We start from the raw sequence: 24,535 nt of genomic DNA, 5'->3' as shown, positions 1-24,535 counted from the left end.
AAAGGCCGCCGGTTTGATCCGGCGGCCTTCGCATTTCCTGGCGTTATGGCCCGTAATCAACCACCGTTTTTCACGATCAGTTCCTTGGCTTCTTCGATCAGCGCGCGACCGTCGATGCCTTTGGTATCCATATCCGCCACCCAGCGGTCGATCACGGGCTGGGCTTTTTCCTTCCAGCGTGCGACTTCCGCCTCGTCTAGTGTGACGATGTTGTTGCCGCGATCCACCGCGATCTGGCGGGCAGGGGCATCATAGTCCCACATCACCTGCGAGGCGAAAGCCGACAGAACCTCTCCCGATTCCGCGTCGATGGCGGCGCGGATGTCTTCGGGCAGGGATTCATAGCGGTCCTTGTTCATCGCCAGAATGATCGTCGCGGTATAAAGCGCCTCCGGTCCGCCGAATTCGGTGTGGTTGCCGACCAGTTCCGAGACGCGCACGGCGGTGGTGACTTCCCACGGGATCACGGTGGCGTCGATCACGCCTTTGGAGAGCGACTCTGGAATCGCAGGCAGCGGCATGCCGACAGGCGTTGCGCCAAGCTCGTTCAGCATGTCAGTGATCACGCGGGTCGGGCCGCGCAGTTTCTTGCCCGCCATATCCTCAAGGCTGGCGATTGGCTCTTTCGAGTGGATCATGCCGGGGCCGTGGACCCATGCCCCCAGAATTTTGACGTCCTTGTATTCCTCGTCTTGCAGATCGGATTCCACCAGTTGCCAGAAGGCTTTGGCCGTGGCGACAGGGTTGGTCATCATGAAGGGCAGTTCGAACACTTCGGTCTTGGGGAAGCGGCCCGGTGTATAGCCCACAACGGTCATGATCAGATCGGCCGTGCCGTCGATGGCCTGATCGATCAGGTCATTTGGGCGACCGCCCAGCGACATTGCGTCGTAGTGCTCGATCTTCAACTTGCCATCCACGCGCGCCTCGACAGCCGCAGCCCAAGGCTTGAGGATATGCGCCGGAACGGGGGCAGGGGGGGGCAGGAACTGGTGCAGTCGCAGGGTCACTTCCTGCGCGGACAGGGTTGCCGGGGCCAGACCCAGCGCAAGCGCTGCGGCAGTCACCGTCTTCACCAGGGTACGTCTGTTCATTGGTTTCCTCCCAGAAACGGGCTGGTTCTTCCGGCCCTTAATTGCAGTTTGTGCCAGAGTTGACGTCAGCGCAATTGATTATGGCTTATAGCAATAAACTTTCTGCCACCATCCTTGTTCAATTCAGTGTGACGGGCATGCTGCGCGGACCGCGAAAGCCGAAGCCATAGAATTGCACGGCGTCTGGATCAGGCATCGACATGCTCGGGAACCTGTCACACAGCAGCGGCAACATGATATTGGCCAGCATCCGCCGCGCCACATGGGTGCCCTGACAGAAATGCGGACCATTGCCAAAGGCTTGATGGGGCAGTTTAGGGCGGAACACGTTATAAAGATGCCCGTCCTCATAGATATCCTCGTCATGGTTGGACGAGGCTTGCACCGTCATGATGGTATCGCCCTTTGGGATCAGATAGCCGCGAATCTCGGTGTCTTCGGTCACCAGACGGGACGACACCTGAATGGGCGCGACCCAGCGCACGCCTTCCTCGAACGCATCCCCCCACAGACCGTCGCGCTTGACTGCGTCGAACTGGTCGGGATTCTGGATCAGCCCGTAAAGGATGGTGAGCAGCGCGTCGCGCGGCTCGTTGATGCCGCCACCGATGGCGATCTTGATGTTGGAATAGATCTGGCTGACGGGAATCGGGTCATCCGCATTCACCATCACAGACAGCGCGCTTTGATCCGGCTCTGCCCGCAACCGTGTTGCAGCCGCGTCGAAGAGCGCGTCCATTTCATCATTGGCAGCGTCGCATTGCGCAAACAGCGCGTCCGTCCAGCCGAAATTGCCAGCCCCGTCGATCAGGATCTGCGACCAGCGCTGCATGTCATCGTCTGATGCTTCGGGAATGCCCAGAAGATGCGTCAGGCAGCGCCCGGAAAACGGACCGGCCAGCGCGGTGAACAGATCCACAGTCTCGCCGCGCGGCAGGCGGCTGACATATTCTTCGGCAATTCTTGTATAGATCGGCTCCCAGCATTGCTTGATATTGCGCGCAGTGAAGGCAGGGGCCATCGCGCCCCGCTCAGCGGCATGTTCGGCCCCGTCCTTACGCATCAGTGTATGGGCGCGGAAGGCCCGCTGCATCGGCGTGTTGGGATCATTCGAACTGAACAGCGCGGGGTTGTCCTTGACGTATTTCGTGTCCGCCGCCTTGGTCAGCAAAGTGCGCCCCACGGATTTCACGCGCAGCACGGGTGCTTCGGCGCGCAGGCGTTTGTAAACAGTGTAGGGGTCCAGTGTCAGCTGCTGGATCGTGATATCCTCGTCCAGCGGCGCTTCCTGTGAACTGGCTGTATCAAGTGTCACGGTCCTGCCCTCCCCTGCCTGAACGCGTTGGGAGACACTAGATGATCGCATTACATAGGACAATCCGATAGATTTGATAGTCATTATCGGATAATTTGATAGGTAACTGGTAGGAGATCAGGCCAATGGCTTCACCGAAAGATGCCGACCCGCTGGCCGTGGACTTTGCGGCATTGCGGGTCTTGCGGCTGGTGCATGATTACGGATCGTTCTCGCGCGCGGCCGAGATGCTGGGCGTCAACCAGTCCTCGGTCAGCTACACGGTGGACCGTCTGCGCCGCGCCTTCGGTGATCCGCTATTCGTGCGTCAGGGGGTAGGGGTCGTGCCCACTGACCGCTGCGAGGATATCGTGCGCGCCGCGGCCCGAATGGTGGACGAGTTCGTGGCTCTTGCAGCTCCTCGCGCCTTTGATCCCGCTTTTGCTGCGGCAACGGTGACCATATCGTGCAACTACTATGAACGCGCCACGCTGGTGCCGGTTCTGGTGCAGCGGCTGCGCGCCACTGCGCCGGGACTCAAGCTGCGGGTCATCACCTCGACGGTGCGCGGGCGCGAGCAGCTGAGCCGAGGTGAAAGCGATCTTCTGATCGGTCCCGTCAAGATCGACGAGGCTGGATTCTATGGCCGCCGCTTGCTTGGGGATCACTATGTCTGCGTGCTGGCTCATGACAATCCGCTGGGTGATAGCCCTCTGGATGTGGCGCGGTTCGCGGCGGCCCCGCAGGTGGTTATCACCTATGGCGGCAACTGGCGCTCGCGCTATCTGGTCGAGATGGAGGCGGCGGGCCTTGCCCCCAACATGGCGCTGGAACTGCCCAGCCCCGCAACATTGCGCGAAATCCTGCCCGGCACCGATCTGATCGCCACTGTCCCGCTGCGATCGGCACGGACTTTCGGAGCAGGGCTCAGGATTGTGGACTGCCCGTTTCCGGCGCCGTTCGGGATTGACCTCTACTGGACCACGCGCACGCATCACTCGCCGATGCATCGCTGGCTGCGCGGTTTGATCGGCCACATCGCCGCCGAGCTTGAGACCGATCAGCCGGGAAAGTGACAGGCCACGCGGTTTTGCCCGCGCGACTCCAGCAAGGGTTGCACACGGCGGCAGATATCCTGTGCCTTGGGGCAACGCTCGACAAAAGCGCAGCCTTTGGGCGGGTTGATCGGGCTGGGGGGATCGCCGCTGATCTTGACGGGGCGCACATAGCCGCGAGATTTGCGCCGCGCGAGGCTTGGGGCGGCCGATAGCAGCGCCTGCGTATAAGGGTGCTGCGGCGTGTCGAACAGCGCTTCGCGCGGGGCCATTTCCACGATCTTGCCCAGATACATCACCGCGACATCATCGCAGACATGCCGCACCACGCCCAGATCATGGCTGATGAACAGATAGCTAAGGCCCAGTTCCGCCTTGAGCCGCGCCAGCAGGTTGAGGATCTGCGCCTGAATAGCCACATCCAGCGCCGAGACGGGCTCGTCGCAGACCAGCAGTTTCGGATTGGTCGTCAGGGCGCGCGCAATCGAGATGCGCTGCCGCTGTCCACCGGAAAACTGGTGCGGGAACAAGCTCAACTGGTCAGGGCGCAGCCCGACCAGACGGAACAGGTCGGTGACGCGGGCCCGGCGTTCCTCGGGGGTGCCGATTTCCATCAGGTCCATCGGTTCGCGCACGATATCGGCGACACGGGCGCGCGGGTTGAGGCTGCTGTAAGGGTCCTGAAAGATCAACTGCACATCGCGGCGGCGCTGGCGCATGGCTGCATCATCCAGTTGCAGTAGATCCTCTCCCTGAAAGATCACCTTGCCGCTGGCCGCCTCGACCAGCCGGATCGTGGCCATCGCGGCGGTGGTCTTGCCTGATCCGCTTTCGCCGACAATCCCCAAGGCGCGGCCCTGTTCCAGTCTGAAGGACACCTGCCGCACCGCCTCCAATACAGGGCGCGGGCCGAACAGCCCCTGACGCGGCAGCGTGAATTGCACGGTCAGATCCTGCACATCCAGCAGCACGCTCATATCCGGCCTTCCTGCACGGCATGGCAGGCAGCGGGGTGGTGGCCATGGTTGACCAGAAGCGGCTTGCCACTATCGCAGCGCCCGTTGCGATGTGCGCAGCGCTCGGCAAAGGCGCAACCCGCCCCCAGCCTGTGCAGCGGCGGCACCACGCCGGGGATTTCGCGCAGTTCCGTATCGCCCTTGCCAAGCGCGGGGATGCAGGAAATCAGGCCCCGCGTATAGGGATGCTGCGGATGATCCAGCACATCATCGGCATCGGCTTCCTCGATCACCCGGCCGGCATACATCACGGCGACACGGTCGGCCATTTCGGATATCGCGCCCATATCATGGGTGATCAGGATGATCGCCGCGCCGAAATCGCGCTGGATCTCGTTCAGCAGATCGAAAATCTGCGCCTGCACTGTGACATCCAGCGCCGTTGTCGGCTCGTCCGCGATCAGCACGCGTGGACGGCAACTGACTGCCATGGCGATCATCACCCGCTGGCGCATGCCGCCTGACAACTGATGCGGATAATCCCGTGCCCGCCGGTCGGGGCTGGGGATGCCCACGCGGTCCAGCAGCGCCACGGCATCGCGGAACGCCTGCGCGTGCCCCACTTTCTGATGCAGCATGATCGCCTCGGCGATCTGGTCGCCCACGGTGAAGACGGGGTTGAGGCTGGTCATCGGCTCCTGAAAGATCATTGCCAGTTCGGCGCCCCGCAGCGCGCGCATACGTGCTTCGGACACGCGGGTCAGATCCTCGCCCGCCAGCCGGATCGCCCCGCCTGCGATGCGTCCCGGCGGGCTGGGGATCAGGCCCATCACCGAAAGAGCTGTGATCGACTTGCCACAACCGCTTTCACCGACCACGCCCAAGGTCTCGCCCGCGTTGACGGTCAGGGATACGGAATCCAGCGCCGTCACCTCGCCATGCCGCGTGTTGAACGCGACGCGCAGATTCTCGATCTCCAGCAGCGCGCTCATCTTTCCCTCAGTTTCGGATTGAAGGCGTCGTTCAGCCCGTCACCGATCAGGCTGACGGAAAACACGGTTAGGAAGATCGCAAGGCCTGGAAAGGTGACAGGCCACCACGCATCCAGAATATAGGCGCGGTTCGATCCGATCATCAGCCCCCAACTCATCGTGTTGGGATCGCCCAGTCCCAGAAAGGACAGCCCCGCTTCGAAAAGGATCGCCACGCCGATGGTCAGCGTGGCTGACACGATCAGGGGCGGTGCGGCATTGGGCAGGATCACCTGCCAGATGATGCGCCGGTTCTTGGCGCCGATGGCGCGGGCCGCGGTGACATATTCCAGTTCCTTGATCTTCATCACCTCGGCGCGGGTCAGGCGGGCGGTTTGCGGCCAGCTGACCACGCCGATTGCCAGCGCGATGGTTGTGAGCGTGGGCGAGAACAGCGTGACCAGCACCATCGCGAAAAGAAGCGTCGGCAGCACCTGAAAGAACTCGGTGATCCGCATCAGCAGATTGTCCACCCATCCGCCATAGAACCCCGCCAACGCGCCAAGGCTGATTCCGATCACCATGGTGATTGCCGCCGCCGCCGCGCCCACCGCCAGTGTCGGCCCGCCGCCTGTCACAAGGCCTGCAAAGATATCGCGGCCCAGATAGTCGGTCCCAAGCAGAAATTCCGGCGCGACACCGGGCGCTTCATGCGGCGCCCAGACGATTTCGTAGGGGTTGCCGGCAAAAAAGAATGTCCCCCACAGCGTAGCCAATACGATGATGCTCAAGACGACCACGCCGATCATGGCAGGAATATTGCGGCGGAACATTCGCCATGCCTCGCGCGCGGGGCTTTCGGGTTTGAATGCGACAGCGTCGGTCACGCGCCTCTCCTTCCGGTGTCTTCTTGCCTCAAATATCCATGTGGACCCGTCGGGCAGTAAGTGACGCAAGAGGTTGGGTCCGGTCCGTCTGCGTAGATGATCCCTGCGCCGCCGCTCATGTCTTGCCCCGCAGGCGCGGATCGGCCAGCCGGTAGCTGAGGTCCGTCAGCAGGTTCGCCACCACGACCATAGCGCTAGCAAAGAACAGCACGCCCAGCACGGTGGGATAGTCGCGCCGCAGGATTGACTCGAAGGCCAGCCGCCCCATGCCGGGCCAGTTGAACACGGTCTCGACCAGCAGCGCGCCGGAAATCAGGTTGCCGAATTGCAACCCCGCGACCGTCAGGATCGGCAGCGAGGCGTTGCGCAGCGCATGTTTGAACAGGATCGAGTGTTCCGGCGCGCCCTTGGCCCGCGCCGTGCGGATATAATCCGATCCCAGTACGTCCAGCATCGAGGCGCGGCTCAGGCGCGCATATTGCGCCAGATAGATCAGTGCCAGCGTAAAGGCCGGCAGCACCAGATGATGCGCGATATCCACGGATCTGACCCATAGACCGGCATCGCGCAGGCGGACCGATTGCATGCCTTCCACTGGAAAGATCGGAAAGACGCTTGCGAACAGTATGATCAGCATGATCCCTGTCCAGAACACCGGCACGGCATAGCCTACGGTCGCCACCACCGACACGACTCCCGACAGCACGCCATTGGGTTTGCGCGCGGCGATCACGCCCAGAAAGACGCCCAGCAGGATCGACAGAACTTGCGCGCTCAGCACCAGCAGGATCGTCGGACCGATGCGGTTCCCGATCAGGGTCGCCACCGGCTGGTTGAAGAAAAAGGACTGCCCCAGATCGCCTTGCAAGATGCTGCCCAGATAAATGCCAAGCTGCGTCAGCAACGGCTTGTCCAGCCCGTATTGGGCGCGGATCGCATCGAGCAGGGCGGCATCCCCGCCGCCCATCTCGCCCGCGATGACCACGGCAGGATCGCCGGGGGCCAGACGGATCAGAATGAAGTTCAGAACCACAACGCCCAGCATCAGGACGAGGCCGTAAACCAGTCGCCGGAAGAGGAAAGATGCGCTCATAAAACCTGCCTGACTGGTGGGATGCGAAGGACAGATTCGCAGGCCGTGGGCATATCCTGCACCACGGCCTGCGCGTTTTTCAGGTCAGTTTGCGTCCGGCAACTCGACCATATCCATCGGATGCATCGGTCCCCAGATGCCCAGCGGCGGGTTGACCATGCTGCTGGTATAGGCCGTGTGATAGGGGGTAGCGTTGATGAAATAGACCGGCACCTCGCCCACCACGATCTGCTGGAACTCGGCATATAGCGCCTTGCGCTTGTCTATATCCAGTTCGACTGCTGCGGCGGCCAGCAATTCATCCACCCGCGCGTTGGAATAGCTTTGCGTGTTCGACCAGATCACGCCCTGCCGGATGTTGTCGGTCAGGTAGGTGCGGTGCACCCCGATCACCGGATCGCCCCAGTTGAACACGTTGTCCATGGTCAACTCGAAATCATGGCCGGCAACGCGTCCGGCCCAAGTCGGGAAATCGGGTGCCGCGCGCACGGTGACGGTGATGCCGATCTTGTCCAGTTGCGACTTGAGGTATTCGGCAATAGTTTTTTGCTGCTCCGCAGGGCCGGGGATGTAGTCGACGCTCAATTCCATCCCGTCGGCAAATCCGGCCTCGACCATCAAGGTTTTGGCCTTGTCCAGATCCACGTTGAAGGGCTCGACCGAGGCGTCAAAAAACGGGCTGCTTTCGATGATCGGCCCGCGTTGCTGGGTCGAAACCCCGCGATGCAGCGCCTTGGTGATGAAATCGCGATCCACCGCATAGGCAATAGCCTGCCGCACGCGCATATCGCTCAGTTTGGGCGAAGCAGTGTTGAAGGCCAGCCAGTTGATCGGGCCGATGCCGGCATAGCCCTCGTTGGTGATGGTCAGGCTCTCGACCTTTTCCAGACGGCGGATATCCTGACTTCCGGCCAGAAACGGATACATATCCGCCTCGCCATTCTCCATGGCGATGACCATTGCGGAAGGGTCCTGAATGATCCGCAGAATGATCTCGTCCAGTTTGGGGCGGCCCTCAAGGAAGAAATCGGGGTTTTTCTTGAGGACAATCGCCTCGCCCGGAGTGAATTCGGTCACGATGAACGGTCCCGATCCGACGGGCATCGCATTGGCGGGATGCGCTTTCACATCCTGCCCGTCCCCGAAGACATGTTTGGGAATGATCGGCGCCAGCGCGGGTGACAGGGCCAGTAAAAGCGCGGGATGCGGTTTGCTCAGGCGGATGATGGCGGTATGGGCATCAGGTGTGTCGATGCTTTCGACGGGCGCGAACATGGTCTGGAAAGGGTGGTTTTCCTTGATCGTCATGATCGAAAAAGCCACGTCTTCCGACGTGACAGGCTTGCCGTCATGGAAGGTTGCATTCTGCACAAGGTTCAGCGTCAGGCTCAGGCCGTCCTCTGACATTTCCCAGCTTTCGGCAAGATAGGGCTGCGGCGTCCAATCTTCGTCATAGCGCAGGGGCGAGGCGAAAATCTGCGTGCTGGGCACCGCGGTGGCGATGCCGGACTGGACCGCACCGTTCAGGTGGCGCGGCACCTGGTTGGCGACGATCACAAGCGTGCCGCCTTCGGCGAACAGGGGGGCAGAGGACAAGGCAGACGCGGCGATCACGGCGGCGCCCATCAGGCGGGTCATTAATTTCATGTCAGTCTCCCGATTGAATGTTTTTGTGGTCTTAAAGCCTTTTCCTTTCACGTTACCCGCCTGCCTATCTTCGGAAAAGAGCGTTTTTTATGCATGATAAAGCGAAGTTTCAGCGGCATTGGCCTTGGCAGGAGACAGGATCAGGTCGTCCGGAATCCCTTGACGCGCAAGATTGGTGCTCATGTCCTGCACCGTCGGCCCGATGGTCGAGCGGCGCGAGGTCTGCGTATAAGCGACGGCGAATTCAGGCGTATCCACCTGCCCTGCAAAGGGCCGCGTGATGTAGCCATTCGATCCGTCACGCTCAAGCCGCGTCGACGCAACGACGCGGCTTGAGCGTGAAGAACATTCCTGTCCCTATCACACCGCGTTTCTCTGGATGGTAAAAGCATTTTGCCTAAGGGCCGAGCTAGTTTACCTCTTGGGGGAGCAGCAGGAGGGTGACATGACGGAAATTACTGTTTTCGGCGCGAAAAAGATCATCACAATGGACCCCAACCGCCCCGAGGCAACGCATGTTGCCGTGTTGGATGGCAAGATATTGGCCGTGGGTGGTGCGGATTGCGCCGGTGCGTGGCAGGGTGCCGGCCACAAGCTGCGGCACGATGACAGCCTCGGCGATACCGTTCTGATGCCCGGTATGGTCGAGGGCCATGCCCATATGATGGCAGGCGCGATGTGGAAATTTGCCTATGCCGGATTTCATGACCGGATGGACCCAAAGGGCAAATGGTGGAAGGGCAAGCCGGACCTTGATGCCGTGGTGCGCGATCTATCCGCCTATGAAAAAATCCTCGCACCCGGACAGCCGCTGCTGGGTTGGGGGCTTGATCCGATTTTTTTCGACGGCGAGCGCCTGAGCCGTAGGCATCTGGATAAGATCAGCAGCGATCGTCCCGTGGCGATCATGTTCTCGAATTTCCACCTGATGTGTGTAAATTCGAAAGCGCTGCAGATGGCGGGTTTTGACCGGTCGATCAATGCCGACGGCGTGGTCAAGGACGCGGATGGAGAGCCGACCGGCGAATTGCAGGAAATGGCGGCGATGTTCCCTGTGATGCGGCGCGTCGGGATGGATTTCCGCGGGTTGTCGCAAACCGAACCGGCCATGCGCAGCTATGGCGAGGTGTGCATGCGGGCGGGTGTGACCACCGTGACCGATCTTTATTCGCAGATGGAAGACAGCGATCTTGCTACCCTGCAAGCCGTAACCGGCGATGCGGCCTTTCCCGCAAGGCTGGTACCTGTGCTGGGTGTCGCGGGCAGCGATCCCGCACAGGCCGCCGCGCGGGCCGTTGCCCTGCGGGCGCGTTCCAGCGACAAGCTGCGCCTCGGGGCGGTCAAGCTGATGACCGACGGCTCGATCCAGGGGTGGACCGCGCGGGTGAAATGGCCGGGCTATGTCGGCGGGCAGGCCAACGGGGTCTGGAACATGGCCCCCGAAGAGATCCGGCGCATGGTCACCGCGATGCAGGCGGCGGGCGTGCAGATGCATATCCATGTCAACGGGGACGAGGCCAGCGCGGTCGCGATCGACGCCATCTCGCAGGCCGCGCGCAGTCACCCCTGGGCGGATGCGCGCCATGTGCTGCAACACTGCCAGTTGATGGGCGCGGACCAGTTTGTGGCCTGCGCGGAACTGGGCATCTGCACCAATATTTTCTCGAACCATATCTGGTATTTTGGCGACCAGCACATCGCCTTGACCGTCGGCGAGGATCGCGCCTGTCGCATGAACGCCGCGCGCGCGGCGCTGGATGCAGGCGTCCGTGTGGCGCTGCATTCCGATGCGCCTGTCACGCCACTTGGCCCGCTCTTTACCGCATGGTGCGCGGTGAACCGGCAAACCATGTCGGGCCGCACGATGGGGGCCGCGCAATGTATCACCGTGGCCGAAGCGCTTTATGCCGTGACGCTGGGGGCTGCCTTTACCCTGAAAATGGATCACGAGATCGGCAGTATCGAGACCGGCAAACGCGCCGATTTCGCGATCCTTGGCGATGATCCCACGGCGGTCGATCCGGTGGCTTTGAAGGATGTGCCGGTGCTGGGCACGGTTCTGGACGGGCGGGTGCATCTGGCATGAGCCAACCGCGCCTTCCCCTGACCGTAATCGGCGGCTATCTGGGCGCGGGTAAAACGACCCTGCTCAACCGCTTGCTGCACGAGGATCACGGCCAACGGATCATGGTCATGGTCAATGATTTCGGCGCGATCAATATTGACGCCGATCTGATCGCCGCAGCGGATGGCGATACAATCACGCTGACCAATGGCTGCGTCTGCTGCACGATGGGTGCGGATCTGTTCATGGCGATGGGCGATGTGCTGGATCGAAACCCGCGCCCCGATCATCTGGTGATCGAGGCTTCGGGCATTGCCGATCCGGCCCGTATCGCGGCGGCCGCCAAGGCCGAACCCGATATGGCCTATGGCGGTATTGCGGTTGTGGTGGACGCGGATCACTGGCCCAAATTGGCGGATGACGCGCAAATCGGCGTGCAGATGCGCGGGCAGGTGGCGGTGGCCGATCTGCTGCTGGTCTCGAAAACGGGGGGCACAGTGCCTGTGCCGCTCGCTATGCGTCTGGCCGCGTTGAGCGCTGCCCCTCTGGTCGATCTGGCGGACTGCAGCGCTGTTGCGCCCCTGCTTCTGGGCGGGGTAACGCCTTTGGTGGACAAGGGAGTCGCTGCCCCGCATCCGGACTATCTGGGCTGGAGCCATGACAGCGATCAAGTCTTTGACCGCGACGATCTGGCCGCGAAACTGGCGGCGGCACCTGCTGCGCTTTACAGGATCAAGGGTTTGGTGATGGCAATTGAGGGGCCGGGCTGGGAGGTGCAGGTCGTGGGGCGAAGCGTTGCGATCAAGCCCGCTAGAGCACCTGTGGATCGCACGCGACTTGTCGCCATTGGCCCCCACGCGGATCTGACGCGCGCCGATGTTGCCGCGTGGTGGTCAGCGCCTTGAACCCTCAGCAGGACGTGCGGGTCGTGTCCTTGCCTTCGGGGCTGCAAAACAGCCGGTAGAGTAAGCCAATCACCTCATAGGTATTCTCGTCCGCAAGGCTGTAATAGATCGTCTTGCCCTCGCGCCTTGTGGTCACAAGACCTTCCTCGCGCAGCCGCGCCAGCATCTGGCTGACAGCCGCTTGCCGTATTTCCAGCAGGCTTTCCAACTCGCCCACGGATTTCTCGCCCGATCCCAGATGGCACAAGATCATCAACCGGCCTTCATGGGCCAGTGTCTTGAGATATGTTGCCGCTGCTTCGGCACTGCGCGCCATCTCGGATGGCGGGGCGGGTGGGCTTTGTGTCGTCAATTCTGCCGTTTCCTGCATCCTGTTGCCCTTTTCTTAGCACAGCCCTTTGACCAGAGCGAGATTACTCCTCATAGGCCGGAGCACCGCCCTCAAAATGGTTCTCGTTCTGGTAATCGCAAGGGGCATCCTGCATTTGCAGATGCAGGCCGGTTCCAGTGAATGGATTCGCGCGGGCCAGATCCTCATCCACTTCGATCCCCAGGCCGGGGGTTTCGGGTGGCACCACATAGCCGTTTTCAACCCTGATCGTGCCCTTGATCAACCCGTCATGGAACGGTGTCTCGATCGTTTCGATCATCAGCAGGTTGGGAATGCTGGCGGCGAGATGCACATTCGCGGCCCATTCCACGGGGCCTGCATAGAGATGCGGTGCCACCTGCACATTGAAGGCCTCGGCCATCGCGGCCACTTTTTTCACCTCCCAGATGCCACCGGCGCGCCCCAAGGCAGGTTGCAGGATTTCCGCGCCACCCGTGCGCAGCAGTGTGGCGAATTCCGCCTTGGTGGTCATCCGCTCGCCCGTCGCCAGCGGGATACGCACGGCCTGTGCCACCTTCTGGAACTCCAGCAGATTGTCCGGCGGGATCGGCTCCTCGTACCAGAGCGGGTTATAGGGTTCCAAGGCCTGCCCCAGCCGGATCGCCCCTGCTGTGGTGAATTGCCCATGCGTGCCGAACAGCAGGTCTGCACGATCCCCTACTGCCTCGCGGATGGCGCGGCAGAAGGCGACAGAACGGGTGATGTCGCGCATCGCAGGCATATGTCCGCCGCGCATCGTATAGGGGCCGGCAGGATCGAATTTGACGGCGGTATAGCCGCGGTCCACCGCGTCCAGCGCCGATTCAGCCGCCATTTCGGGCGAGACCCAGAAAGGTGCGTGTTCCTGATGCGCCAAAGGGTAGAGATAGGTATAGGCGCGCAGCCGGTCGTTGATCTTGCCGCCCAGCAAGGCCCAGACAGGACGCCCGCGATCCTTGCCAAGAATATCCCAGCAGGCAATCTCCAACCCCGAAAATGCCCCCATCACCGTCAGGTCTGGCCGTTGCGTGAAACCGGATGAATAGACGCGGCGGAACATTTTTTCTATGTTTTCAGGGTTCTCGCCCTGCATATGCCGCTGGAACACATCCGTGATGACGGCGCGCATCGCGTCCGGCCCGACACTTGCGGCATAGCATTCACCCCAGCCGGTGATGCCGGTATCGGTTGTCACCTTCACCAGTATCCAGTAGCGCCCGCCCCAGCCAGGTGCGGGCGGTGCGGTGACGATGATATCAAGGTCGGTCAGTTTCATCGCCGGTCGCTCCTTTTGAGTGTTCGGGGCAAGATGACGGGCGGGTCAGTCGTTCAGAATGATGACGTTGCGCCGTGCCGCACCTGATTTGGTATCGGCGATCGCCTCGTTGATCTGGTCTAGTGTCCAGCGACCCGAGATCAACTCGTCCAGCTTGAGCCGCCCCTGCTGGTAGAGGTCCACCATCCAGGGAATATCGCGCTTGATCACCACATCACCCATTTTCGAGCCGATCATGCCTTGGCCGACAGCGGCCATGACAACGGGTTCATAGCTTGAGGTCTGGCCGGAATGAGGCATGCCCACCATCACGACGCGGCCCCCATAGCCCAGATAGCGCGGGGCGGTGTCATAGGCGGGGATCGCGCCCACGGTCACGATGACTGCATCCGCGCCGCGCCCCAGAATGCGCTTGGCGCGGCTCCAGGGTTTGGGGTCGGTGGCAAGGATGCCGTCGGTCGCGCCGAATTCGCGCGCGACTGCAAGCTTTTCTTCGCTCATATCCACGGCGATGATGCGGCGTGCACCGGCAATCCGCGCGCCCTGAATGGCGTTCAGCCCGACACCGCCTGCGCCGATCACGACGACATCCTGCCCCGCACGCAGCCCTGCGGCGTTGACCACGGCACCCACACCGGTGATCACACCGCACGACAGGAGCGAGGCCACATCCTTGGCCATGTCATCAGGGATTTTTACGATCTGGCTTTGATCGACGACGACCGCTTGCGCAAAAGCACCGCAAGCCATGGCCTGGTGCAGTATGCCGCCATCCGCTGTGCTGAGAGGGCCTTGATCGCCGTTATAGGGCGTCTCGCAAAGGGTCGGCTTGCCTGAGCCGCAATTGGAACAGCCACCACACGCACGGATCAGCGTGACCGCGACGCTGTCGCCCACCCCGATGCCTGCCACGCCTGCGCCGACGGCTGTCACCTTGCCTGCCGCTTCATGCCCGTAAACCGCTGGCAATGTGCCTCCCCATGCGCCTTCGGCAAAGGAAATGTCGGAATGGCAGATCGCCACCGCGTCCAACCTGACCTCGACCTCACCCATTTCCGGTGCGCGCAGGCGCACATCTTCGATGGTCAACGGGGTGCCGAAAGCATGGCACACGGCGGCCTTGATGGTTTGCATGGGGTGGTCCTTCCTTGGGCGATTGTCGTCCGGTTCTGCCAGAACCTGCCCGCGCCGGATCGGTGGCGCAAGTGCAAAAGTATTTTCCGCTTGCCGGAAAAAGATATGGATGACTAGCCCTATCCGGCCAGCCGCCGCCCGCGCAGCAGATAGAGAGCCGTTGCCAGCGCCATAATCACCGCTGAAAGCAGAAACGGTGCGCCTGGCAGATAGATCGCCGCATCCGCCCGTGAGAAGGCCGAGAATGTCTGCGTCATCAACAGCGGAGCCAGAACCATTGCTATCGCTGTCAGACTGGCCAGAACGCCTTGCAACTCGCCCTGCGCGTTGTCTGCCACGGCACGCGAGAGGATGCCCTGCAAGGCAGGCAGACCGATCGCGCCCAGAGCTGTGACAGGGATCAGCAGCAACAACAGCACGCCCGACGAAATGAAGCCGAGGATCACCAGCGCCACCACCTCGATCAGCAGGCCCAGCATCACCGCGCCCGCGTCCCCCAGAATGCGTGTGGCCGGACCGACAAGCGTGCCCTGCACGACCGCGAGCGAGATGCCATAGATCGCCAGCGATACACCGATGAGTCCCGGCGACCAGTCGAAACGCTCGGCTGTGAAATAGGCCCAGATCGCGGGATAGACGACGGTGGCGAAGTGATAAAGGAAATAGACCCAGATCAGCGGCCCGACGCCCGCCAGACGCGAGACAGACCGGATCGCACCGAAAGGATTGGCGCGGCGGGCCTCGAACTTGCGGCGGATGCGGTCGGTCACGGTCTCGCGCAGCACGAACCAGCCGAAACCGGCATTAGCCAGCGCCAAGAGGGCGGCTGCGATGAACGGCGCGCGTGTGCCCCATTCGGCCAGCAGGCCGCCGATCACCGGTCCCAGCACAAAGCCGATGCCGAAGGCTGCCCCGATCAGCCCGAAATTGCGCGCCTTTTCATGTGGTTCCGAGATATCGGCCATATAGGCCGAGGCCGTGGAATGCGTGGCCGCCGTGATGCCCCCTACGATGCGCCCCGCCAGCAGCAGCCAGATCGACCCGGCCAGCGCCATCACCACGTAATCTGCCGCCATCACCAGAAGCGAGATCAACAGCACCGGACGCCGCCCGAACCGGTCCGACAACGCGCCCAGGAAGGGGCCGAACAGGAATTGCATCAGGGCAAAGGCGGTGGACAGGACGCCGCCCCAGACGGCCGCTTGCGCCAATGATCCGCCCGTGGTCTCGCGGATCAGACCCGGCATCACGGGCAGGATCAGCCCGATCCCTATGGCGTCGATCACCACCGTGATCAGGATGAACAGAACCGGCAAGCGCATCTGGGGCTTTCGCTATGTTGAAGCTACCAACCTAGACCTCGTCCGTCACGCAGGGAAGCCTTGCCGCAGGGGAAAGACCTAGCGGGTATAGAGCACCGGAAACCAGTCCTCGCGCAGTTTTTGCCCCGGCTGCATCTCATGCCCTGGAAAAGGTGGCGAGGTGCGGCCCGGCCTTTTGACATAGCGCGCATCATCGCCCACCAGCCGGAGCGAGAATGCGCGGCGGCGCTGGGTGGTTTCGTTTCCGCGTGCGCCGTGCAAGGTGCTGTAATGGAATGCGACCGCATCACCCGGTTCCATATGCCATTCGCGCACCTCCATCCCTTCCGCGTCAGGATCGGGGACAGGCATATAGGTGTCGGCATCGGGATAGAAATTCTCCTCGGACAGCCAGCGGGTCGGCAGAACGGGGCGTGACCATAGATGCGAGCCTGCGACACAACGCAGACTGGCGGCCTGCACCGGATCAAGCGGGGACCAGAAGCTGACGGTCTGGCGACCCTCGACGAAGTAATAGGGTCCGTCCTGATGCCAAGGCGTCGGCTTGGATGTCCCCGGCTCCTTGACCAGAATGTGGTCGTGGAAGAGCTGCACGCTTTGTGATCCCATCAGATCGGCGGCGACCTCGGCAGCAGGAGAATCGCGGATCACGGATTCGAATTCGGGGATGCGCTGCCAGTTGCAATAGTCGTCGAAAAAGCGCCCGCCCTCGCCTGCTTTCAGGTTCTCGGCACCGTAAGGGCCGGGATCGGTCATATTGCGCTCGATCCCTGCGGCAAGCGTGTCGACATGATCCTTGAATAGACCCTTGATCAGGACAACGCCATCGCGCTGGTAATCGGCGATGTCTTTGGGGGTCACAAGCGGATGGGGCATCGGGCGGTTCCTGTTGGGGGCAGGTTCACTATCAGCGCAAAGCATCGGTGCGGTAAAGCGTGACTTTCAGCCCGCCATTCGACACCGGCGGGGTTGGGGGTAGAAAAGGCAGGCCGGTGGCTTTGGCAAGGGAGGGGTCGCTGGTCACGATACCTACACGCCAGCCGCGAAACCGCTCGGCCAGTGTTTTGCCCAAGGCACCGTAAAGCGCGAAGAGCAATTTGCGCTCGCCGATGCGCGCGCCGTAAGGCGGGTTAACCATGACCAGTCCCGGCGGACCTTCGGGGCGGACAAGATCGCTGATCGCATGGGTCTTGAAGCTGGCAATCTGCGCCACGCCCGCCCGTTCCGCATTGGCCGTGGCGCTGCGGATCGCACCTGCGTCGCGGTCCGAGCCGTAGAACCGCAAAGTTGTTTCTGTTGCTGCGGGCGCGCGCATCTGTGCCCATGCACCTGCGTCGAAACTGGCCAGATCCTCGAAGGCGAAATGCCGCGACCGGCCCGGCATCAGGCCAAGGGCGGTTTCGGCGGCCTCGATCACGAAAGTGCCCGAACCGCACATTGGGTCAAGCACAGGCTCGGTTCCGTTATAGCCGCATTGCTGCAGGAAAAGTGCGGCCAGCGTTTCGCGCAAGGGGGCCTTGGCCATCGCCTGTTTATGTCCGCGCTTGTGCAGCGATGCGCCGGTCGTGTCGATGGAGAAGGTGCACAGATCATCCTCGATCCGCGCTTTCAGGCGCAATTCGGGTGCGTCCTCGACCGCTGGGCCGGTCAGTATTTCGACCCCAAGCGTTTCGCGTAAAGCGGTCTCGATCCGCTGTTTCGCCGCCCCCGCGTGATAGATCTTGGAGGTTCTGCACGTGACTTCGACCCTGACGGGCACATCGGCGCGCAACACCGAAGCCCAGTCGAACTTGCGCGCCCGCTTATCCAGTTGTGCCAGATGCATGGCGCGGAAACCGCCGATCCGGGCCAGCACGCGGGTCGCACCGCGCAGACACAGATTGGCGCGCCAGACATCGGCCCATCCGCCCTGCAGAGTGACACCGCCATGGGTGATGGCAGGGCTGACAAAGCCTGCGGCGCTGACCTCGGCCAGCAATGCGGGCTCCAGCCCCGGAGGGACGGCAAGAAATATCTCAAAAGGGGTGTTTTTCTCCATGCGCCCGCTTATCCGCTGCGCCATGCGGCAAGGCAAGCGCGAAGGCATCCGGCACCGATGGTCAAGGTATTGGCGCAGGCTTTTGCCGACAAGCGGATTTCCGGCGACGGCATCGGTTTTCTGTATGCGAAAGCACAGGATTTGCGTTACTTTGTGTACAAAGACAGCGAGGACTTATGACCGACAACCCCAGCACCCCGCGACAGGTCCGCAGCCAGTCGATCGCGACTGCGCTCGAGGCCGAGATCCTGTTGGGTGATCTTGCATCGGGCAGCCGTCTGGACGAGGTGGCGCTGGCGCGGCGCTTCGGCGTGTCGCGCACGCCGGTGCGCGAGGCGTTGCAGATGGTGGTGTCGCGCGCGCTGGCGGTGCGCCTGCCCTATAAGGGGGTGATTGTGGCGGATATCTCGCCCGAACGGATCGACCAGTTGTTCGAGGCGATGGGCGAGATCGAGGCGCTATGCGGCCGCTTTGCCGCGCAGCGCATGACGATGGAGGAACGTGCGGATCTGCTCAGCCAGCATGAGGCGATGGCGAGCATGGCGCTTGTGGGCAATTCCGAGGCCTATGAAGCGGCCAATACCCGCTTTCACCAGTTGATCTATACCGGTAGCCATAACGAGGATTTTGCCGAAATGGCAGAAACCATGCGCCTCAAGCTGTCGCCTTTCCGACGCTCGCAACTGGCCGACCGGGACCGGATCGCGCGGTCTACTGCCGAACACGCGCAGATCGTCGAGGCGATCATCGAACGCGACGGGCAGTCGGCGGAAAAGGCGCTGCGCCGCCATCTGCTGAGTGCGGCGCAGGCGATGCTGGAGAAATGGGCCCGCAACAGGGGCGATACTATGCCAGCGCGGTCCAAAGCATCCTGAGCGAGGTGATCGCCAGAAAGACAGCAAAAGCGCGTTTTACCCATTTGGCATCGAGCGCATGCGCCAGTTGCGCGCCGCGCGGGGCCAGCGTGGTGGAAATCGGCAGGATCAGCGCGGCGGCCACCAGATTGACATAGCCCAGCGACAGGGGCGGCCGGCCCTCGACGCCCAGTCCCGCGATGATCAGGGCGATCACTGCAGGCACAGCGATAATCAGCCCGAATGCGGCAGCCGTGCCCACGGCGCGGTGCACCGGCACCGAACAGGCGGTCAGGACCGGCACACCCAGTGTGCCCCCGCCAATGCCCATCATGGCGGATACCGTGCCGATAAGTCCCGCCAGCGCAGGCTGTGCGGCCTTGCCCCGCGGCAGATCATCCGACAGCACCAGCGTCTTGGGGCGGGCAAGGTTCACCGACACCGCCAGGCCGACAATGCCGAATACCAGAAGCAGCGCGGTCCCGTCGACCAGCCCCGCCACGGCACCGCCCAGCAAGGCACCAGCGGCCATCCAAGGCCCCCAGCGCTTGACCAGCAACATATCCACCGCGCCGCGTTTGTGATGCGCGCGCGCCGAGGACAGCGCCGTTGCGATGATCGTGGCAAGTGACGTGGCCACGGCCAGAGGCATGGCAAGTGCGGGATCGAACTGGATGAAAGTGAAGACCCAGAACAGCACCGGCACGATCACGATGCCGCCGCCCACACCCAGAAGACCCGCAAGGATTCCCGCAAAGGCGGCGGCAATCATCACGCCGCCGACAAGCAGGGCGATCTCGGTATAGCTTAGCAGTTCCAATGGAGTATCCGATCGGTTGGTGAGTATTCTTGTAGATCAGAAGGCCAGCGCGGCCCCGTCGGCACGCGGATCGGATGCCGCCTCTATCAGGCCCTGCGGGTGGAGCACAACCGCCCCTGCATGGCCTGCGGTATCCGAAAAGGGCGCGATCATCTCGACCTCGTGACCCGCGTCCTTCAGGGCGCTGACCAGCGCCGGATCGAAACGGTCTTCCAGTTTGAGCGTCGTCGTTGTCTCGCCCCAAGTTTTACCCAGCAGCCAGCGCGGTGCGGTGACAGCGGCTTGCAGGTCTTGTCCATAGATCACGTGGCGGGTGAAAACAGCCGCTTGCGTCTGGGGCTGGCCTTCGCCGCCCATCGTGCCATAGGCCATGACGCGGCCATCGTCCAGTTGCGCCAGCGCGGGGTTCAGCGTGTGGAACGGGCGGCGGTAGGGGCCAAGCTGGTTCGGCCCGTCGGCGAGCGCGAAACCCGCGCCACGGTTCTGGAAGAACACGCCCGTATCCCTGCAGGTCAGGCCCGATCCGAATTCCCAGAACACCGACTGGATGAAGCTGACGACCATGCCGTCGCGGTCGGCTGCGCCCATCCAGATCGTGTCTCCGGGCTTGGCCTCATGCGGCCAAGGCAGGGCGCGGGTCATGTCGATATTGGCCGCCAGCGCGTCCAGATGTCCGGGATTCAGCCAGTCCTGCGCAGGGCTGGGCATCGTGTCTGGATCGCCCAATTCGGCATTGCGTTGGATAAAGGCTTGCTTCGTGGCCTCGATCAGCCCGTGAAGATGCTCGAACCCCTCGGCTTTGGTTGCGCGCAGACGGTCAAACAGGGCAAGGATCATCAGGGATGACACGCCCTGGGTGGGGGCAATCATGTTGTAAAGCTGCCCCGCGCTGGTGGTCACGGTCAGCGGTGTGACCTGATCGGCAGCGAAGAGGTGGAAATCGGTCAGCCGCAAGGGGCTGCCTGTATCTTCTAGAAAGGCGGCATGGGTGGTGGCGATATCGCCCCTGTAATAGTCGTCCAGCCCGACCTCGGCCAGCCGCGCCAGCGTATTGCCAAGCGCCGTCTGGCGCAGAAGGTGGCCGGGCGCGGGCGGCGCGCCATCCACAAGGAAAGCCGCATCAAAGCCTGGCACACCTTTGAGCGTGTCCAGCTTGGCCGCCGTTGTCAGCGATTGGTTGGCGGTGACGGCGATTCCGTCATGGGCCAGGGCAATCGCAGGAGCGAGCAGGTCCGACAGCGGCATGCGGCGATCCTTTGGCACCAAGGCCAAAGCCTTGGCCCATCCGTCGATTGTGCCCGGCACGGTCAATGCGGCCAGCGGACCACGGGCGGGCAACACGCCTGTGACGCCGCGTTCGGTATACCATTGCGGCGTGGCAAGGCCCGCCGCACGACCACAGCCAGAGATACCGACCGGCGCTTCGCCCGGGCGGTGGATGACCCAGAAGCCATCGCCGCCGATACCGTTCATATGCGGATAGGCCACGGCGACCGCTGCGGCCGCGGCGACCATCGCTTCGATTGCGGTGCCGCCTGCTTCCAGAATGTCGCGTCCGGCCAAGGCTGCGGCACGATGCGGCGCGGAAAATGCGCCTTTGTAGCCCATCGAAGATGTCAGCATATCACCACCCGATCGCTTGGGGCAGCCAGAGAGCCAACCCGGGGAAGATAAAAACCAGTGCCAGCGCCAAAGCTTGCAGACCGATGAATGGCATTGCTCCTTTGTAAATGTCCAGAGTACTGACTTCCGGCGGGGCGACACCTTTGAGGAAAAACAGCGACCAGCCGAAAGGCGGTGTCAGAAACGAGGTTTGCAAGTTCAGACAGATCAGGATGCCAAGCCAGACCAGATCGACGCCATTCGCAATAAAGAAGGGCAGGAACAGCGGCAGGGCGATATAGGTGATCTCGATCCATTCCAAAAAGAAGCCGAGCACGAAAACCAGCAGCAACATGAACAACAGCGCGCCGTTCACCCCGCCCGGCACCCATTCGAACATGCGTCCGACAAGATGCTCGCCGCCCAAGCCACGGAAGGACAGGCCGAAGACCTGCGCGCAGATCAGGATGAAAAACACCATCGAGGATATCAGAAGGGTTGATCGCGCGACCTGTTTCAGCAGATCGAAGGTCAGGCGGCCCGACAGCGCGACAAAGACCAGCGCGCCTATAGCGCCCATCGAGGCGGCTTCTGTCGGTGCGGCAAGTCCCCCGATGATAGAGCCAAGAACCGCGATCACCAGACCGATGGGCGGGCCGACAACCAGCACCACCTTTTTCGCCAGCATCAAGCCGCTCATCGCGTCGCGTTCTTCTTTGGGGATGGGCGGCATCAGGGCGGGATTCCATGCGGCCAGCACAAGGATCGCCACGATATACACAGCAGCCAGCGTCAGGCCGGGGATCATCGCGGCAGCAAACATTGTGCCCACGGACTCGCCTAGGATTTCCGCCAGCAGGATCAGAACCAGCGAGGGCGGTATGATCTGACCCAGCGTGCCACTGGCGCAGATCATGCCTGTCGCCAGCGACTTGGGATAGCCACGGCGCAGAAGCGTCGGCAGCGTCAAAAGGCCGAGCGTCACAATCGTGGCCCCGACGATACCGGTCGCAGCCCCCAGCAGCACACCGACAAGAATGATTGCCACTCCCATGCCTCCCGCGACCTTGCCGAAGACATGGCCGATGATGTCGATCAACTCCTCTGCCAGTCGTGATTTTTCGAGCATCACCCCCATGAACACGAACAAGGGGATTGCCATGAAGGTATAGTTTGTGACCACGCCGTAGATCCGCGCCGGCAGCAGGTTGAACAGCATCGGACCAAAGCCCAGATAGCCGAAGACCAGCCCCGAAGTGGCAATCGCGATGCCCACCGGGATGCCGACGATCAGCAGTACAAAAAAGGCGGCGATCATGCCGATCGCCAGAAGTTCTGTCGGAGACATTGGTGTTATTCCTTGAAGTTCAGTGTCCCGAATGTCCGGGCGCGTTCGCCGGATTGGTTAGGCCGAAACCGTGGCGCAGCGCGTGGGCCAGACCCTGCAATGCCAGCAGCGCGAACCCAAGCGGGATCAGCCCCTTGAGCGCCCAGCGAAAGGGTAAACCACCGGGGTTGGGCGAGGATTCAGCGCGCAACCATGATTGCTGCACCCACGGAAGCGACAGCCAGACCGCATAGATGGCAAAGACCATCAGGGCCAAACCGCCGACGACCTCGATCGCGCGGCATAGCCATGGCGGGAAGCGTTCGAACAGGACATCGACGCGCACCTGTTCGCCGCAGTAAAGCGCATAGGACATGCCGAAAAGGGCGATGGGCGAAATCAGGTGCCATTGCAATTCCTGCAACCAGACCGCGCCGGTCCGCAGAAAGTAGCGGATGAACACGTCACCCGCCACCATCAGCACCAGCGCCACGCAGGTCCAGGCCGCGATCCAGCCAAATAACCGGACCGCGCCCTCGATCCCGTTCACAAAGCGTGACAGGGCTTGCATGATCAGACCTTGAGGATGGACTTGTGCCACGGTCCTTCGCTGACACCCGCCCAGCGGTCGTGGTTTGCCTTGAACGACATGTAGCTGTCATGGACTTCCTTCACCAGCGGGTCTGCGTCGGCGCGGGTGGCCAGCGTGTCGGCTGTGGCGGTGCGCAGCGCCTCGACCACGGCTTCGGGCAGGACAGCGGCGGTCACCCCGAAATTGTCTACCAGATCCGACAGTGCCTCGCCGTTGTTCGCCTCGGACCATGTCATGCTTTCAAGGCAGGCGGCCATGCAGGCGGTTTTGACGATTTGTTGCAGATCGGCGGGCAGCGCATCCCATGCGGCCTTGGAGATCAGCAACTCGCCCGTGGTCGATGGTTCGTGCCAGCCGGTCGTGTGATAGAACTTGGCGGCATTTTGCAAACCCAACCGGCGGTCCTGATAGGGGCCGACGAATTCGGCCGCGTCGATCACGCCACGCTCCAGTGCGGGGAAAATCTCGCCGCCCGGCAATACACGGGCATCGACGCCAAGGCTGGCATAAACCTGCCCTGCCAGACCGGGAATTCGCATCCGCAGGCCCTGAAGTTGGCTGATATCCTCAATCGGTTCGCGGAACCAACCTGTCATCTGCACGCCCGTGTTGTTCATCGGGAAGGCCACCAGACCGAAAGGCTCATAGACCTTGTGCCAAAGCTCCAGCCCACCGCCGTGATAAAGCCATGCCATATGTCCGGCAAAGCTCATCCCGAAGGGGACGGTGGTGAAATACTGCGCGGCAAAGGTTGTGCCCGACCAGAAATAGCTGTTGGAGGCGTTCATCTCGATCACGCCCTGCTGGACGGCGTCGAAGCCCTCCAATGCGGGGATCAACTCACCTGCCGCGAAGTGCTGGATCGTCAGGCGGCCGCCGGACATGGTGGCGATTTTCTCGATGATATCCGTGGGGCTGCCCGGTCCGACTGTGTAGAAGGGCGAACCGGGACCATAGGAATTGGTCATCCGCCAGTTGAATGTATCTTGCGCCTGCGCCACGCGCGGGGCGGCCAGCGGGACTGCGACGGCAGCAGCGGCGGTGGCTGTCAGAAATCTGCGACGTTCCATAGTGTGACCTCTCAGTCTGAGTTTTTGTTGATCCTCCGCACATCGGGGTGCGGATTGGGTATGGTGCGTCTCCTCCGTGATACGACAGCTAGGGCAGGTTTCCCGGCAGGGGCAGAGGCCGCGCGCGGATTCCCCCGGCCTGAAATCAGTATTGTATACAATT

At 62.2% G+C, this 24,535-nt stretch carries 24 protein-coding genes; 5 read left to right on the top strand and 19 right to left on the bottom strand.

Going from position 1 to position 24,535, the window contains the following annotated elements; translation table 11 throughout:
• Positions 1-56 precede the first annotated feature (56 nt).
• Entirely contained in the window at positions 57-1,094 is a 1,038-nt protein-coding gene (locus K7H22_RS08555) for a TRAP transporter substrate-binding protein (protein ID WP_230800329.1), read from the bottom strand.
• Positions 1,095-1,212: 118 nt separating this feature from the next.
• Positions 1,213-2,409: a cytochrome P450 gene (locus K7H22_RS08550; RefSeq protein WP_230800328.1), complete on the bottom strand. Its 1,197-nt coding sequence runs from the start codon at positions 2,407-2,409 to the stop codon at positions 1,213-1,215.
• A gap of 125 nt (positions 2,410-2,534) precedes the next feature.
• Here K7H22_RS08550 and K7H22_RS08545 point away from each other — a divergent pair, with 125 nt between their 5' ends.
• Positions 2,535-3,464 carry a LysR family transcriptional regulator gene (locus K7H22_RS08545; RefSeq protein ID WP_230800327.1) on the top strand — a complete coding sequence of 310 codons (930 nt, stop codon included), beginning with the start codon at positions 2,535-2,537 and terminating at the stop codon, positions 3,462-3,464.
• Here K7H22_RS08545 and K7H22_RS08540 read toward each other — a convergent pair.
• The 6 genes from K7H22_RS08540 to K7H22_RS08515 form a co-directional block, all read right to left on the bottom strand.
• Positions 3,449-4,420 (bottom strand): ABC transporter ATP-binding protein, encoded by a 972-nt coding sequence (locus K7H22_RS08540; RefSeq protein ID WP_230800326.1) that lies wholly within the window; start codon positions 4,418-4,420, stop codon positions 3,449-3,451. The genes K7H22_RS08545 and K7H22_RS08540 overlap by 16 nt on opposite strands.
• Entirely contained in the window at positions 4,417-5,391 is a 975-nt protein-coding gene (locus tag K7H22_RS08535; protein ID WP_230800325.1) for an ABC transporter ATP-binding protein, read from the bottom strand. The genes K7H22_RS08540 and K7H22_RS08535 overlap by 4 nt, the downstream gene beginning before the upstream one ends.
• The gene (locus tag K7H22_RS08530; protein WP_330165847.1) at positions 5,388-6,257 is read right to left on the bottom strand and encodes an ABC transporter permease; all 870 of its coding nucleotides are present in this window, start codon (positions 6,255-6,257) and stop codon (positions 5,388-5,390) included. Before K7H22_RS08530 ends, K7H22_RS08535 begins: the two co-directional genes overlap by 4 nt.
• 115 nt (positions 6,258-6,372) lie before the next feature.
• Positions 6,373-7,350: an ABC transporter permease gene (locus K7H22_RS08525; RefSeq protein ID WP_230800324.1), complete on the bottom strand. Its 978-nt coding sequence runs from the start codon at positions 7,348-7,350 to the stop codon at positions 6,373-6,375.
• An 84-nt stretch (positions 7,351-7,434) separates the two neighbouring features.
• Positions 7,435-8,997 (bottom strand): ABC transporter substrate-binding protein, encoded by a 1,563-nt coding sequence (locus tag K7H22_RS08520; RefSeq protein WP_230800323.1) that lies wholly within the window; start codon positions 8,995-8,997, stop codon positions 7,435-7,437.
• Positions 8,998-9,084: 87 nt separating this feature from the next.
• Entirely contained in the window at positions 9,085-9,255 is a 171-nt protein-coding gene (locus K7H22_RS08515; protein WP_230800322.1) for a hypothetical protein, read from the bottom strand.
• Positions 9,256-9,442: 187 nt separating this feature from the next.
• Between K7H22_RS08515 and K7H22_RS08510 the strand changes: the two genes are divergently transcribed.
• On the top strand, positions 9,443-11,083 hold the full coding sequence (locus K7H22_RS08510) for an amidohydrolase (RefSeq protein WP_230800321.1): 1,641 nt from the start codon (positions 9,443-9,445) through the stop codon (positions 11,081-11,083).
• Positions 11,080-11,967 (top strand): CobW family GTP-binding protein, encoded by an 888-nt coding sequence (locus K7H22_RS08505; RefSeq protein ID WP_230800320.1) that lies wholly within the window; start codon positions 11,080-11,082, stop codon positions 11,965-11,967. The genes K7H22_RS08510 and K7H22_RS08505 overlap by 4 nt, the downstream gene beginning before the upstream one ends.
• 4 nt (positions 11,968-11,971) lie before the next feature.
• On the opposite strand, the gene K7H22_RS08500 is transcribed toward K7H22_RS08505, so the two are convergent.
• From K7H22_RS08500 to K7H22_RS08475, 6 genes are all read right to left on the bottom strand, one after another.
• Entirely contained in the window at positions 11,972-12,337 is a 366-nt protein-coding gene (locus K7H22_RS08500; RefSeq protein ID WP_230800319.1) for an ArsR/SmtB family transcription factor, read from the bottom strand.
• Between the two features lie 43 nt (positions 12,338-12,380).
• Positions 12,381-13,613 carry a mandelate racemase/muconate lactonizing enzyme family protein gene (locus K7H22_RS08495; protein ID WP_230800318.1) on the bottom strand — a complete coding sequence of 411 codons (1,233 nt, stop codon included), beginning with the start codon at positions 13,611-13,613 and terminating at the stop codon, positions 12,381-12,383.
• Between the two features lie 45 nt (positions 13,614-13,658).
• Positions 13,659-14,747 (bottom strand): zinc-binding dehydrogenase, encoded by a 1,089-nt coding sequence (locus tag K7H22_RS08490; protein ID WP_230800317.1) that lies wholly within the window; start codon positions 14,745-14,747, stop codon positions 13,659-13,661.
• A 119-nt stretch (positions 14,748-14,866) separates the two neighbouring features.
• The gene (locus K7H22_RS08485; protein ID WP_230800316.1) at positions 14,867-16,069 is read right to left on the bottom strand and encodes a TCR/Tet family MFS transporter; all 1,203 of its coding nucleotides are present in this window, start codon (positions 16,067-16,069) and stop codon (positions 14,867-14,869) included.
• A 78-nt stretch (positions 16,070-16,147) separates the two neighbouring features.
• The gene (locus K7H22_RS08480) at positions 16,148-16,945 is read right to left on the bottom strand and encodes a phytanoyl-CoA dioxygenase family protein (protein WP_230800315.1); all 798 of its coding nucleotides are present in this window, start codon (positions 16,943-16,945) and stop codon (positions 16,148-16,150) included.
• Between the two features lie 31 nt (positions 16,946-16,976).
• Complete coding sequence (locus tag K7H22_RS08475; RefSeq protein ID WP_230800314.1) at positions 16,977-18,107, bottom strand: THUMP domain-containing class I SAM-dependent RNA methyltransferase; 1,131 nt, start codon at positions 18,105-18,107, stop codon at positions 16,977-16,979.
• A gap of 57 nt (positions 18,108-18,164) precedes the next feature.
• On the opposite strand from K7H22_RS08475, the gene K7H22_RS20055 reads away from it, so the two are divergent.
• Both K7H22_RS20055 and K7H22_RS08470 read left to right on the top strand, forming a co-directional pair.
• Positions 18,165-18,287 carry a hypothetical protein gene (locus tag K7H22_RS20055; protein WP_269063064.1) on the top strand — a complete coding sequence of 41 codons (123 nt, stop codon included), beginning with the start codon at positions 18,165-18,167 and terminating at the stop codon, positions 18,285-18,287.
• The gene (locus K7H22_RS08470; protein ID WP_230800313.1) at positions 18,284-18,982 is read left to right on the top strand and encodes a GntR family transcriptional regulator; all 699 of its coding nucleotides are present in this window, start codon (positions 18,284-18,286) and stop codon (positions 18,980-18,982) included. The genes K7H22_RS20055 and K7H22_RS08470 overlap by 4 nt, the downstream gene beginning before the upstream one ends.
• Here the strand turns inward: K7H22_RS08470 and K7H22_RS08465 are convergent.
• From K7H22_RS08465 to K7H22_RS08445, 5 genes are read right to left on the bottom strand one after another with little or no spacing between them, the layout of a single operon-like run.
• Complete coding sequence (locus tag K7H22_RS08465; protein ID WP_230800312.1) at positions 18,954-19,781, bottom strand: sulfite exporter TauE/SafE family protein; 828 nt, start codon at positions 19,779-19,781, stop codon at positions 18,954-18,956. The two genes, K7H22_RS08470 and K7H22_RS08465, sit on opposite strands and share 29 nt — an antisense overlap.
• Before the next feature lie 36 nt (positions 19,782-19,817).
• Positions 19,818-21,404: a gamma-glutamyltransferase family protein gene (locus tag K7H22_RS08460; protein WP_230800311.1), complete on the bottom strand. Its 1,587-nt coding sequence runs from the start codon at positions 21,402-21,404 to the stop codon at positions 19,818-19,820.
• Between the two features lies 1 nt (position 21,405).
• A complete protein-coding gene (locus K7H22_RS08455; RefSeq protein ID WP_230800310.1) occupies positions 21,406-22,731 on the bottom strand; it encodes a TRAP transporter large permease in 1,326 nt (441 codons plus the stop codon).
• Between the two features lie 19 nt (positions 22,732-22,750).
• Complete coding sequence (locus tag K7H22_RS08450; protein WP_230800309.1) at positions 22,751-23,281, bottom strand: TRAP transporter small permease subunit; 531 nt, start codon at positions 23,279-23,281, stop codon at positions 22,751-22,753.
• A gap of 2 nt (positions 23,282-23,283) precedes the next feature.
• Positions 23,284-24,372, bottom strand: a complete 1,089-nt coding sequence (locus K7H22_RS08445; RefSeq protein ID WP_230800308.1) for a TRAP transporter substrate-binding protein — start codon at positions 24,370-24,372, stop codon at positions 23,284-23,286.
• Between the last annotated feature and the right edge of the window lie 163 nt (positions 24,373-24,535).

It is taken from the genome of Seohaeicola saemankumensis (assembly GCF_021021435.1).
In the GTDB taxonomy this organism is placed as follows: domain Bacteria; phylum Pseudomonadota; class Alphaproteobacteria; order Rhodobacterales; family Rhodobacteraceae; genus Seohaeicola.
This window is presented reverse-complemented; position numbering and strand designations above follow the sequence as displayed.

Excerpts from the sequence above, each read along its gene's own strand:
- K7H22_RS08485 (WP_230800316.1), bottom strand. The coding sequence starts at position 16,069 with ATGCGCTTGCCGGTTCTGTTCATCCTGATCACGGTGGTGATCGACGCC.
- K7H22_RS08445 (WP_230800308.1), bottom strand. The coding sequence starts at position 24,372 with ATGGAACGTCGCAGATTTCTGACAGCCACCGCCGCTGCTGCCGTCGCA.
- K7H22_RS08470 (WP_230800313.1), top strand. The coding sequence starts at position 18,284 with ATGACCGACAACCCCAGCACCCCGCGACAGGTCCGCAGCCAGTCGATC.
- K7H22_RS08555 (WP_230800329.1), bottom strand. The coding sequence starts at position 1,094 with ATGAACAGACGTACCCTGGTGAAGACGGTGACTGCCGCAGCGCTTGCG.
- K7H22_RS08545 (WP_230800327.1), top strand. The coding sequence starts at position 2,535 with ATGGCTTCACCGAAAGATGCCGACCCGCTGGCCGTGGACTTTGCGGCA.
- K7H22_RS08500 (WP_230800319.1), bottom strand. The coding sequence starts at position 12,337 with ATGCAGGAAACGGCAGAATTGACGACACAAAGCCCACCCGCCCCGCCA.
- K7H22_RS08475 (WP_230800314.1), bottom strand. The coding sequence starts at position 18,107 with ATGGAGAAAAACACCCCTTTTGAGATATTTCTTGCCGTCCCTCCGGGG.
- K7H22_RS20055 (WP_269063064.1), top strand. The coding sequence starts at position 18,165 with ATGGTCAAGGTATTGGCGCAGGCTTTTGCCGACAAGCGGATTTCCGGC.
- K7H22_RS08455 (WP_230800310.1), bottom strand. The coding sequence starts at position 22,731 with ATGTCTCCGACAGAACTTCTGGCGATCGGCATGATCGCCGCCTTTTTT.
- K7H22_RS08510 (WP_230800321.1), top strand. The coding sequence starts at position 9,443 with ATGACGGAAATTACTGTTTTCGGCGCGAAAAAGATCATCACAATGGAC.
- K7H22_RS08460 (WP_230800311.1), bottom strand. The coding sequence starts at position 21,404 with ATGCTGACATCTTCGATGGGCTACAAAGGCGCATTTTCCGCGCCGCAT.
- K7H22_RS08480 (WP_230800315.1), bottom strand. The coding sequence starts at position 16,945 with ATGCCCCATCCGCTTGTGACCCCCAAAGACATCGCCGATTACCAGCGC.
- K7H22_RS08535 (WP_230800325.1), bottom strand. The coding sequence starts at position 5,391 with ATGAGCGCGCTGCTGGAGATCGAGAATCTGCGCGTCGCGTTCAACACG.
- K7H22_RS08450 (WP_230800309.1), bottom strand. The coding sequence starts at position 23,281 with ATGCAAGCCCTGTCACGCTTTGTGAACGGGATCGAGGGCGCGGTCCGG.
- K7H22_RS08495 (WP_230800318.1), bottom strand. The coding sequence starts at position 13,613 with ATGAAACTGACCGACCTTGATATCATCGTCACCGCACCGCCCGCACCT.
- K7H22_RS08525 (WP_230800324.1), bottom strand. The coding sequence starts at position 7,350 with ATGAGCGCATCTTTCCTCTTCCGGCGACTGGTTTACGGCCTCGTCCTG.
- K7H22_RS08490 (WP_230800317.1), bottom strand. The coding sequence starts at position 14,747 with ATGCAAACCATCAAGGCCGCCGTGTGCCATGCTTTCGGCACCCCGTTG.
- K7H22_RS08540 (WP_230800326.1), bottom strand. The coding sequence starts at position 4,420 with ATGAGCGTGCTGCTGGATGTGCAGGATCTGACCGTGCAATTCACGCTG.
- K7H22_RS08520 (WP_230800323.1), bottom strand. The coding sequence starts at position 8,997 with ATGAAATTAATGACCCGCCTGATGGGCGCCGCCGTGATCGCCGCGTCT.
- K7H22_RS08505 (WP_230800320.1), top strand. The coding sequence starts at position 11,080 with ATGAGCCAACCGCGCCTTCCCCTGACCGTAATCGGCGGCTATCTGGGC.